This window comes from Mesorhizobium sp. M5C.F.Ca.ET.164.01.1.1 (assembly GCF_004792125.1).
Lineage (GTDB): Bacteria > Pseudomonadota > Alphaproteobacteria > Rhizobiales > Rhizobiaceae > Mesorhizobium > Mesorhizobium wenxiniae.
Genome location: NZ_SRTG01000001.1, coordinates 2,637,781 through 2,648,881, shown reverse-complemented (window position 1 = coordinate 2,648,881; position 11,101 = coordinate 2,637,781). Strand labels below are relative to the sequence as shown.

The window sequence follows — 11,101 nt, the reverse complement described above, 5'->3', positions numbered from 1 at the left end:
CCATGCGCATCCTGCTACTGTCGCAGTTCTATCCTCCGGTGATCGGGGGAGAGGAGCGGCACGTCCGCAACCTCGGCGCGGCGTTGGCGCAGCGGGGCCATCACGTGAGCGTCGGCACCTTTATGCATCCCGGATCGCCCGAAACCGAGCTGGACGGCGCGGTCCGCGTGCACCGCCTGCGCGGCACGCTCCAGCGCCTGTCAGACCTCCACAGCGATCCCGAGCGCCGCCACGCACCACCCTTCCCGGATCCCGAACTGGTGCTAGCCCTGAAGCGGCTGGTCGCCCAGGAGAGGCCGGACATCGTCCACGCCCATAACTGGATCTACGCGTCCTTCCTGCCGCTCAAAGTTCTGAGTGGGGCACGCCTCGTGGTTACGCTCCACGATTACGGCCTTGTCTGCGCCAAGAAGAACTTCATGCACATGGGCACCCATCTCTGCGGTGGCCCAGCACTGGCGAAGTGCCTGCCCTGCGCTGCCAGGCATTACGGGGCCGTGAAGGCAGCCGTGACCACGTTTGGCAACTGGGGGTCGAGCTTCGCCGCCCGGCGTGTGGTGGACCGTTTCATCGCGGTGAGCCACACGGTGGCGCGTCACAACGGCCTGACCCAAGGCCGCGCCCCCTACGAGGTCATCACCAATTTCGTGCCCGACGATGTCGAGGTGCTTGGCCCGGAAGATCCGTGCCTGCGGGAGTTACCCGGGGATGGATTCATCCTGTTCGTCGGCGATATGATGCGCCTCAAGGGCATTGACGCTCTCCTGCAAGCCTATGCCGACCTCGAGCGCGCGCCTCCGCTGGTCCTGATCGGGCGCCAGCTCGCCGATACACCGACTGAGTTTCCGCCGAACGTCCATGTGTTCACCATGTGGCCTCATTCCGCCGTCATGCACGCATGGCGGCGCTCACTGTTCGGCGTGGCGCCATCGGTCGGGCTGGAACCCTGTGCGACCGTCATCATGGAAGCGATGGCGTCCGGCAAGGCCGTCGTCGCAACCGACGTCGGAGGCATGCCCGATATGATCGATCACGGCGAAACGGGGCTTCTCGTGCCGCCGGGCGATGCGTCAGCCTTGGCCCACGCGATGCAGACACTTCTGGAGGACCGCGCCTTGCTTGCCCGCCTGGAGGCGACAAGCCTCGCCAGGGTTGGGCGCCTCAAGGCCGGAGCGGTCGTGACCCGGATCGAGCAGGTTTACCGGGACGTCCTGCGCCCAACCGCCAGCAGGTCCGCGGTGCCGGCGCACCAAGGTTCGGGAGAGCCATCATGCCGGTAGGCCTCGTCGGGACGGCCACTATTCGCGCCCGACGAGAGCTTCGAAAGAGCGCCGCGCTCGTTCTGAATTCCGGCGCTCTGGCGATCGGAACGATTGCAGCGGCCGGTCTTGGGTTTGTCTATTGGTGGCTCGCGGCCCGGCTGTTTCCGCCGGAGGTGATCGGCAAGGCCTCAGCCCTCCTGTCCGTGATGGCGCTCGTCGGCCTGCTGGGGGAGGCCGGGCTCGGGACCCTGCTGATGGGTGAAATCGTACGGCATCCCGGCAAGGGGCGCGGCCTCGTGGCCGCTGCAGCGTCCGTCGGGGTGGCGCTGGCGGTCGGCCTGGCCTTGTTGTTTGTCTTTGGGGAGGCGCACCTCAACAGCTCGACCGGGCCGATCGGCGGCTGGTTCGTGGGCGCTGCGTTCGTCCTCGGCTGCGGCCTGACTGGTCTCAGCATGGTGGGCGATCAGGCGCTCGTCGGCCACTTGCGGAGCAGCGGCAAGATGATCCGGCAGGTGCTGTTCTCCGTGGTCAAGCTGATGCTGATCGCCGCCCTCGCGGCTGCCGGCTACGCCTCCAATTCCGCGATTCTTCTGTCGTGGGTGGCCGCGCTGCCGGCGTCCTGGATCGGCTTTGATCTCCTGACCCGGGGCGGTGCGCGTCGCCTCGTTGGGCGCCCCGATTTCCGGCTGCTCCATACGCTTCGGCGCAAGGTATTCGGTCACTACGCGCTCGATGTGGCCGCACAGGCCCCGGGCGTCATCATGCCCTACCTTGTGCTGGTTCTCCTGTCGCCGACCACCAATGCCGCCTTCGTGCCGTTGTGGATGCTGGTCTCCATGGCCTCATTGATTCCCGCAGCCATGGCCACGGTGCTGTTCCCCGTGGTCAGAGCAAGCCCGAAACAATCCAGGCACGATATCCTTTTGTCGCTGACGGCGTCATTGCTCTTCTCACTGGCCTGTGCCGTCTTCATCTTCACCTTTTCTCAGGAGATCCTTGCGGCCTTCAATCCGGCCTATCCGGAGATCGCCGGTTCGAGCCTGCGCTTCCTCGGCTTCAGCCTGTTGGGATCAACGCTCAAATTTCATGCCTGTACGCTGGCGCGGCTGGGCGACAGGATGCGCAAGGCATCTCGCTGGTTCGCGCTTGGCGGATTGCTGGAGCTGTGCTTCGTGGTCGCGGGGGCGAAGCTTGATGGACTTCAAGGCCTGGTCCTAGGCTGGACGCTCGCCGTCAGCATCGAGGGTGCATGTGCCGCCCTGATTTTGGCCTTCGCGATGAAACTGGATTCTGCCGCCGGCCCCGCGCACGAACGACCGACCGCGTCGCCGCTCCAGACTTGAGGACACCGATCATGGCGCTGGGTTTGGGATTTCAAGCAGAACATTCTCTAACAGCAGGACTGGCTAAAACCATTGCTGCATAGGACACCCAATGACGACGGCGAATATTGCTCTGCAAATTTTCACCGATATGGACGCGGTGGAAGCTCAGTGGAGAACATTAGAGCAGCATGCGGATTGTACCGTATTCCAATTGTTTGATTGGCAGATGGAATGGTATCGCCATATCGGCTCCAAAGAGAAACTGATTCCGGTGATCGTGCTGGGTCTCGACGATACCGGCGTGGCGGTTTTTATTCTGCCATTGGCGATCGAACGCCATGGTCTGATCCGCCGGCTGGTCTGGTTTGGATCGGAATTATGCGATTATAATTCGCCCATCCTGGCGATAAATTTTAGCGATCACGTGAAACCTGGGCAATTCGGCCGCCTGTGGAAAGACATAATACGGACGATTCAAGACTATCCTCAACTTCGTTTCGACGCTGTTGAATTTTACAATATGCCCAGTGTTGTCGGCTCTCAACCTAATCCCTTTCTCGACTTGCCAGTCTTACTGGCTAATTGCGGCGGACATGTCGCAACCCTCCCGGAAGCGAACTGGGATCGGTTTTATGCGTCAAAGTTTTCGAATTCGACGCTGCATACCCACCGGCGCAAGGCCAAAAACCTCGCCAAGCAAGGTGGCGGGTCGGTTCGCTTTGTAGACGTGCAAGATCAGGCCGAGATCGAGTGCACCATTGCAAAGCTGATCGAACAAAAACGGAGCAGCTATGCCCGAATGGGTGTTCATGATATGTTCGCACGTCCGGGTTTTCGCGAATTTTATTTGGCGATTGTCGCCAATCCTCGGTTGTGCGAGGTCATCCATGTCACGCGGCTGGATGTGGATGGGATTCCGGTGGCGACGGGTCTGGGTCTCCGGTTCAACTCCAGTTATTCACTGGTGATGTCCAGTTATCAGGACGAGTTCGCCAAATACAGTCCCGGGCGTCAGCATATTCAGGAAATGATGCAATATGCCATTGGCCAGAAGATGCAGAAGTTCGATTTTACGATCGGCGACGAGCCCTATAAGCTTGCTTGGTCCGATATCAATTTGCCATTGTTTTTCCATTTTGCTAGCAGAAATTTCCGCGGTCGTATTGTCATTGCGATGCGAATGGCGATCCATTATGTGGATACATGGTATAATCAAACGCCATTATTAAAGCCACCGCTGCGGCAGGTTCTTCGTAAAACAAGACGATCCTTGCATCGCATGTTTGTCTGACCGACAGATCACGAGTTTTTGATCTTGGCGCGGGATACAACGATCGAGCTTCGAGAAAGAGTATAGTATAATGCGATTACTTTGCGTTAGACGATGATGTAGGAGCGGGAGTTGAATAATATTGATGTAGCGGTCCTCGGGGGTGGTACCGCCGGCTCGTTAGCCGCTGCGATGCTTGGCCGGATGGGGATTTCGACTATCCTTGTTGATATCCATCAAGTCTATCCGGTGGAGTTTCGCTGCGAAAAACTCGATGGCGATCAAGTCGACTTGCTCAAAAAAACCGGGCTGGTGGATGCCGTATTGGCGGCTGCGACACCGATGACTGAGATATTGGTGGCCCGTCACGGTTATGTCATCGGCAAAAAGCATGGGAAACACGGCGAGCCCTGCGAATATGGGGTGGCTTACGAGGATTTAGTAAATGTTATTCGCCGCCAGATTCCAGATAGTGTCCAATTCATCTGCGCTAAAGTGACCAAAATAACGACGAGTTCCGACCGGCAGAAAATTACCCTGTCAAATGGTGACACATGGTCGACCCGATTGATTGTGGTGGCGACCGGCTTAAACAATGTCGTCCGGGGTGCGATCACGCGATCCGAGATCAGCAAATGCCACTCGATCAGTGTTGGTTTTGATCTCACCTCTAAAGCTGGTTTCAAATTTCAAGCTTTAACATATTTTGCGGAAAAGCCAGGGCCTATGGGTTATGTGAGCATGTTTCCGATTGGTTCAAGAATGCGCGCCAATGTGTTCGTCTACCATGGTGATATACGCCATCCGTGGTGTCAGGAAGTGCGCACATCGCCGTTATCTGCATTGTATGCGGTAATGCCCCGATTGAAGCGTCTCCTCGGTGATGCTGTCTTGTCAAGCGATATTCAGATTCGACCCGTTGATCTTTACGCCGCGCAGAATCACGAACAGCAACCCGGTCTGATATTGGCTGGTGACAGTTTTGCTACCAGCGATCCGGCGGCGGGTACCGGTCTCAATAAAGTGCTAACCGATGTTGATCGGGTATGCCATCATATCCCGACATGGTTAGCCACGCCCGGAATGGGGGTCGAGAAAATTCAGACATACTACAGGGATCCCGTCAAAGTTGCCTGTGATGAATGGTCGCTTGATGCAGCATTTTACAACCGATCACTGGCGTCCGATACAACGCTTTTGTGGCGTATTCGTCGGATGGGCTGGATTGGTCTCGATATGATGGGAATCTCGATCCCACAACTTCGCTTGATGGTGGCAAGCGCAGTTCGTTGAGGAGCAGGCTGAGCTTGCCCCGTCTCCCGCCTGCGCGGCCGAAGCCGCTTCGTCGCGGTGAAGGCCTGTCAGGCTGGCGCCGACCAGGACCGCATCGCAACTGACAGGAGCCCATTCTGGCAGGAGACAAGCAGCCACATCAATTCGGACCGATCCTCTCCTCCCTCACCACGCGGGCAGGGTCGACATCGCTTGGGTTGCACGCGGCCGGCAAGCCCTCGCAGGTCGGCGACAAGATCGGGTCCGACGAATCGGCCGGCTCTCTTGGCTCGCTTTCGCCCACGATGATGTTGACGAGGTCGCCTGGCTTCAACAGGGTCATCCCAACGGTCTCGATGCTGACCGGCCCGGCTGCCGATTGCCGCACGATTTGATAGGTTGCGCTGTTTGCGTCCTTCGCAAACTGGGCGCGGGTCACCGGCAACGTGTAAAGGACGCCTTCGCTGGCGTTCAACTCGCGGACATTGGCCGCGATCTGGCTCTCCGTGGTCTCGATCTCGACCTCCAGATCGTTCCTGAGGTCGGCCCGGGTCCGCAACACCTCAGATTCTAGCCAAGCGAGGCGCTGCTTGGCGCTCGCGTACTGGTTGAGGGCGTCCTGCCGACGCTGTTCCGCGTCGGACAACTCACTCTGGATCTGAGCCATCACCGTCATGCTGAGAACTTTGCGGTCGACGAGCGTGCGCATGCTGTTGACGCGCTCCTGGCGCAGCTTGACGAGTTCGTCGAGCGACTCCATGCGCCCATAAGCGACAACATCCTGCTTGGCCGCCTCCAGCGCACGCATCGTCGCGCGCTCGCGATCCTTGCGGGCCGTGGCGACGGCCTTGCGCCGGTCGACCTGCTCGTTGACGAGGTTGGCAGCTTCGGTCGCGCCGGCCAGCTCCAGCAACTGGCGCGGGATAGTGGGTGCCGTACCGTCGCGCTCGGCTTTCAGCACCGCCGCGCGCGCGAGCAACTTCAACATGGCATCGATCGCCCCGCCCCGGTTCTGGGTCGCACGCACGGCTTCGATCTTCTGCCACGGCTCGCTCTCGGCCCGGTCGAGTCCGCCGGCCAGCGCGATCGCGTGCAGGATCGTCATGCCGGCCGCGTACTTGAACGAGCCAGGATTCTTGACCGGTCCCAGCACGTAAATGGGCGGGCGCTCCAGCGCCAGGATGTTGACCAGTCCCTCGCGGCCCAGCAGTTGATTGAAGGTCTCCACCAGGTCGGCCTGTACCTGCTGCGTCGACCGGTTGGCGACCGGAATGGAGCCAAGCAAGGGCACTGAAATCGTGCCGTCCTCTTGGACAATATATTCGCCGCTCAGTTCCGGACGCTGGAGGATGCCGTGCAAGGCCGAGGACGCGCGCCCCCACTTGTCTTCCTCGACGTCGACGCGCTCGTAGAACGCGACCTTGAGGCGGTCGCCGACGCCGAACAGGGCTCCGATCGGCACGCCTGGCGCATTGCTGAGGGTTTTGGGGCGCTCGGCACTTGAATCGGCAGCAGCAGCAGCGCGGGCGCTAGGGACGGCGCTAGTAGCTGTGGGGGTAGAGACGATGCCCCTTTCGACTAACATCGCGGCCGACGCATCGGGCCCGGGCGGGGCTGCAGGGGATGGTTCGGTCGTGGCTTGAGCCGGTTGATCTTGCCAGCTATCGATAGCGGCAAACACCTTCTGCACCACGGCTGCGGAGACAGTCTCGGTCCTCTGCGCCACGGCTGCGGAGACCGCCTCGGCTTTCTGCGCCACTGCTGCGGAGACGGCCTCGGTCCTCTGCACCACGGCTGTGGAGACAGCCTCCGCTTTCTGCGCCACGGCCGCGGAGATGGCCTCGGCGGCATCCAAGTTTCTGACCGCTGCACCGACCAAGGCGGCGAGCCCGCAGAGCCCAAAGACAATAAGGATGGCGTTCGCTACCTGCCCCTTACTGCGAGACGCCTGTGGAGCGACAGGTTCGGAATTGCGTTTTGCGTCGATGACCATGGCGTGTGGCTTTCACTATGGTGGCCACCCGGTCCCGGACTGATAGGGCAGCGAGCAAGACGTCACCTTGAGCCTTGGCCGCTAATGGCACAATGATCCTTTGTGGGCACTCCTTTTGGATTATCGTCCTTCATGGGCGCAAGCTCGTTCAATGAGCGGATGCGACGCATATGACACACACGCCGAAGGCGATCGGGGTCGGCCGAGTCCTGCGCTCGCCCATCACCAGGCGTCCGCAAGATCATACTCCGTCGCCTTGGACATCCGCTAACGCAACGGCTGCGCGGTACGGGGTTGGAGGAGCGGCTCCAAATACTCAACGGCACCATCCTACCCGGCCACCGCACCGAAGCGACCGCCTATCGACTAACTCGGCCGGAATAAAGGAATGACAAAAAAGCGTCGCGACAGCGTCCATCGCAACGGTCCCAGGATGAGGGGCTACAACACCAAATGCTTTGCCGAAAAGACTGCCGCGGGAACGGGGAAAGCCCGCCATGACAATGGTGGCGGGTCAGGGCCGTTGTGTTGGCCCACCTTCATCACAATGAAGGGCGACATATGCCGGCGCCTGTGGAACCCTGCCCCTAAAGCGAGGAGGACTGCGGCACGCTTCATTGAAGACGTTCACGAGATCTGGCTGATGTGTTGGCACTATGAACGACCGATCGGAGATCGCAGCGGCTGAGCGCGCGGACCGGCCGCTAAAACGGCTAGGTTGAAGTCGCTTCGCATTGCTAATTTTCTTAAAGCTGACCGGCAAGCTTTGTACGCTGACGAACTTGATTGCTCCCTCCTTGTCGAAGTGTTGTCTCGCCCAGACGCAAAATGATGTCGCGTAAGGGAACCGGAGGAGAGCTCGGCTTTACATGCAGACGCTAATACAGTTCATACGTTCGCATCCCGTTCGGGCGTGGTCGGAAAGGGATTGGGGAAACGGTTTTTTTGGCGTTGTCACAAAAAGCTACAAACCTCATTCGATCATATGCCACCAGGGCGACGAAGACGACAGGATCTTCATCGTAAAATCGGGTTGGGCCCTACTTTATCGCGATCTGCTTAATGGTGGACGGCAGATCGTTGACACTCCTCTTCGGGGGGACATTATCGATTTCCGTTTCGTAGAAGGTCCCCGCTACGCTTCACTATCGTCCATAACTGAGTTAGCTGTTTTTGACGTTTCCAGGAAGGAACTGACTGAGGCCATCTTTGCGGGAGGCTCGCTGGCGAAAGAGGTTACCTGTTCCTTAGCTCGCCTGAACGCTATCTTGGCAGAGCATCTAGTGAATATCGGGCGGCGCAATGCGATAACCCGCACAGCCCACTTCTTGCTTGAACTGGAGGAGAGACTCTCCATTGCTGGCATATCCGCCCAGGGACGGTACGATTGTCCCCTCACCCAGCACGATCTGGCTGACATTCTCGGGATGACCGCTGTTCATGTTAACCGCACGCTGCGGGAACTCCGCAACGCCGACCTCCTCTCTTTCAAGGCTGGCCATGTACAACTGATCAATCGCAAGAAACTGGTCAAAATGGCTGGGTTCGACAATGAGTATCTCAGGTATGGTTTGTAGCTCGGGCTTAACTTATTGATTTCGTTCGCGCAGGATCTTCAGCCGATGGCGAGCAACTGGGTCTTCCCTGGCGGGAACAGGGTGTTTCGAAAAGAACCTGCCTCGCGGTCATGAAAACGTCCATTTGGAAATTCGGACGCATTCGGTTTAGCCACCGTCCGGGAAGCCCGGGGCGCATAGCGGCCTTGGCTACCGCAGGGCATTAGCTTACCTTGAGGTAAAAATTGTGCCAAATTGATCCATGTTAGCGCTCGCTTATATACAGGTCGTAAGCTGTGCGGGCTGTTCTCGTAAGGCCAGGTGAAGAAACAGCTCGAAAACCTAAAACGTTGGAGCAATCGACCTGAATCTTTTGCGAGGAAAATATCAACTGTCAAATCGGAACGAGGGAGCCGTATTGGGCCGCCGTAAAGGCGGACTGCGTGGGAAAGGTTGGGGATAGATCATGACCTCTACGATAGGACTGCATAGTAACACTTCTGCTAATCGGTCAGTCGCTATATCCCGGGAAACGGGAGCGCTTCACGAAAAAGAAGAAAGGGGATATCTCCTTATCCTGGACGAAAGGGCAATAGACCGCGAGTGCCTGGCATCAGCCCTCCTGGACCACGAAATCGGAATGGCGATAGTCGCCATGCGTTCGATCGAAGAATGGCGCTTCAAGAAGCGATCAGCTTCTCCCCTCGTGGCCATTCTCTTCAACCTTGGCGGCCAGAAGGTCACCGATAATCGTGTCGCAGACAAGATCAAGCGTATTTCGTCCGAATTCAAGTCGGTCCCTGTCGTAATCCTGGCCGACACCGAAGATCTTGCGCAGATATTGGCGGCTCTCGAATGCGGCGCGCGCGGCTATATTCCGACCTCGGTTGGGATCGATGTCTGTGTCGAGGCTGTCAACCTTGCGGCGGCGGGAGGCATCTTCGTCCCGGCGAGCAGCGTTCTGTCAATTCGGCATCTGATAAATCCAGGCAGCCGCGACGCGCAACCTTTGACAGACATGTTCACCCTCAGGCAGGCCGAGGTCGCCGAGGCGCTCCGGCGTGGCAAAGCAAACAAGATCATAGCTTACGAACTCAACCTGCGCGAAAGCACGGTAAAGGTACACATCCGAAACATCATGAGAAAGCTGAAGGCGACTAATCGCACCGAAGTCGCATACAAGGTCAACGATCTTTTCACAGAAGGAAATCTGGCTGAAGAGCGAAACCAACAAGAAGAAGGCTCCCGTCGCACATAACCATCCGGCATCTTCACAACAGCCAAGACGGCAATCCATGAAAGTGAGCACAGAGGCAATCAGCAACTTCACTTCGGCTTGAGTGTATTGTGGGATCCCGACCAAACTACCTTCCGGCCGCAAATATGGCCGATCGATCTACAGTGCGATCATAGAACATGTGCTCGGCCACCCAACGCACGGCTTCCTCGACCGTGTCGAAACTCCTGCGCTGCCCGATCAGCAGCCAGAAACCTGTCTCGAGAAACCACTTTCCTTTCGTGGAGTAAACTTCCTCATCGAGCTGCGTAAGAACTGCGACCAACTGGCGGGATGCGTTGCTCCCACTCCGCGAGCGAGCAGTAACTGGGGCTTCCGCGGACATCACGAAACGAACCGCTCATTGGCGCTCGTCCGTCAGAGGGCCGGATCATTCGGGCGCTAACGCTTACGGAGCATCCCCCTTTTTGTTGAATTAGCAACTATAGGAAAAGGACTAAGCTGCCGTTTCAGCTGGCGGCCCCCAACACGCCGGTCAGGCCCAGCGGCCGACCGGTCACGCCCGCGCCTGCTGGGCCGCCCCTAAACGATTAGCGGGTAGATTGGCGATGCGCACGGTGCAAGGCGAACATAGGGGGCAGTCAAAGCTAATTTAGTTCCGGAACATTTTGGCTTTTGAACCTTGAACCCGTTAGTATGATGAAGGCTATCCGATCTCGGCCGATTTGAGCCTCATCTCAACGGCAAGACTGCCGCTGAAGAAAGTGAGTATTTCTACCGCTGCCCCAAGTGCGGACAGATGGTGGACGAACGCGACGCGCGGCAAGTGATCTGGCATTCTTTCTCGGAGCACGAGCGACTGATTATCGATGGCGGAGCATCTCACCTGCCATAGTGTAGCCCAGGCTCGCTGCACACGCTCCGGAATGAGCGCAACGATGCAAGCGCCCCCTCGCAGTTCGCAGCAGAAGCTTCGACCAGGCAGCTCATGGATGTGCTAGATCACGACGACATCGATCACGCGGAACTCTATTCACGCGAGGCATCTCAAGTTCGTCTGGCGGTGCAAGGTATGGATCGAGTCGTGGGGCTGGTGACCCGCAAGCCGCTGCTTGGCGAACCTATCCGTAAACTATTGATAAATGACGATAATGGTAGGCCCGTAGGGCGATCACAAGACATTGAT

At 58.4% G+C, this 11,101-nt stretch carries 7 protein-coding genes and 1 pseudogene; 7 read left to right on the top strand and 1 reads right to left on the bottom strand.

Features of this window, described 5'->3' with window-relative positions:
* Positions 1-2 precede the first annotated feature (2 nt).
* The 4 genes from EN807_RS13010 (at position 3) to EN807_RS12995 (ending at position 5,150) form a co-directional block, all read left to right on the top strand.
* Positions 3-1,280: a glycosyltransferase family 4 protein gene (locus EN807_RS13010; RefSeq protein ID WP_135935181.1), complete on the top strand. Its 1,278-nt coding sequence runs from the start codon at positions 3-5 to the stop codon at positions 1,278-1,280.
* On the top strand, positions 1,271-2,605 hold the full coding sequence (locus EN807_RS13005; protein WP_135935180.1) for a hypothetical protein: 1,335 nt from the start codon (positions 1,271-1,273) through the stop codon (positions 2,603-2,605). The genes EN807_RS13010 and EN807_RS13005 overlap by 10 nt, the downstream gene beginning before the upstream one ends.
* Before the next feature lie 91 nt (positions 2,606-2,696).
* The gene (locus tag EN807_RS13000; RefSeq protein ID WP_135935179.1) at positions 2,697-3,878 is read left to right on the top strand and encodes a GNAT family N-acetyltransferase; all 1,182 of its coding nucleotides are present in this window, start codon (positions 2,697-2,699) and stop codon (positions 3,876-3,878) included.
* Between the two features lie 111 nt (positions 3,879-3,989).
* Entirely contained in the window at positions 3,990-5,150 is a 1,161-nt protein-coding gene (locus EN807_RS12995; protein WP_135935178.1) for an NAD(P)/FAD-dependent oxidoreductase, read from the top strand.
* Positions 5,151-5,289: 139 nt separating this feature from the next.
* Here the strand turns inward: EN807_RS12995 and EN807_RS12990 are convergent, their stop codons facing one another.
* Positions 5,290-7,122, bottom strand: coding sequence for a polysaccharide biosynthesis/export family protein (locus tag EN807_RS12990; protein WP_135935177.1), 1,833 nt, complete (start codon positions 7,120-7,122; stop codon positions 5,290-5,292).
* 869 nt (positions 7,123-7,991) lie between these two features.
* Between EN807_RS12990 and EN807_RS12985 the strand changes: the two genes are divergently transcribed.
* The 3 genes and pseudogenes from EN807_RS12985 to EN807_RS12970 form a co-directional block, all read left to right on the top strand.
* Complete coding sequence (locus EN807_RS12985; protein ID WP_065011410.1) at positions 7,992-8,699, top strand: Crp/Fnr family transcriptional regulator; 708 nt, start codon at positions 7,992-7,994, stop codon at positions 8,697-8,699.
* Between the two features lie 445 nt (positions 8,700-9,144).
* Positions 9,145-9,936: a response regulator transcription factor gene (locus tag EN807_RS12980; RefSeq protein WP_065011409.1), complete on the top strand. Its 792-nt coding sequence runs from the start codon at positions 9,145-9,147 to the stop codon at positions 9,934-9,936.
* Between the two features lie 949 nt (positions 9,937-10,885).
* Positions 10,886-11,008, top strand: a pseudogene (locus EN807_RS12970) (integrase); the annotation flags it as partial.
* Positions 11,009-11,101: the final 93 nt, after the last annotated feature.

Coding starts and splice junctions, on each gene's coding strand:
- EN807_RS13000 (WP_135935179.1), top strand. CDS start 2,697: ATGACGACGGCGAATATTGCTCTGCAAATTTTCACCGATATGGACGCG.
- EN807_RS12985 (WP_065011410.1), top strand. CDS start 7,992: ATGCAGACGCTAATACAGTTCATACGTTCGCATCCCGTTCGGGCGTGG.
- EN807_RS13010 (WP_135935181.1), top strand. CDS start 3: ATGCGCATCCTGCTACTGTCGCAGTTCTATCCTCCGGTGATCGGGGGA.
- EN807_RS13005 (WP_135935180.1), top strand. CDS start 1,271: ATGCCGGTAGGCCTCGTCGGGACGGCCACTATTCGCGCCCGACGAGAG.
- EN807_RS12990 (WP_135935177.1), bottom strand. CDS start 7,122: ATGGTCATCGACGCAAAACGCAATTCCGAACCTGTCGCTCCACAGGCG.
- EN807_RS12980 (WP_065011409.1), top strand. CDS start 9,145: ATGACCTCTACGATAGGACTGCATAGTAACACTTCTGCTAATCGGTCA.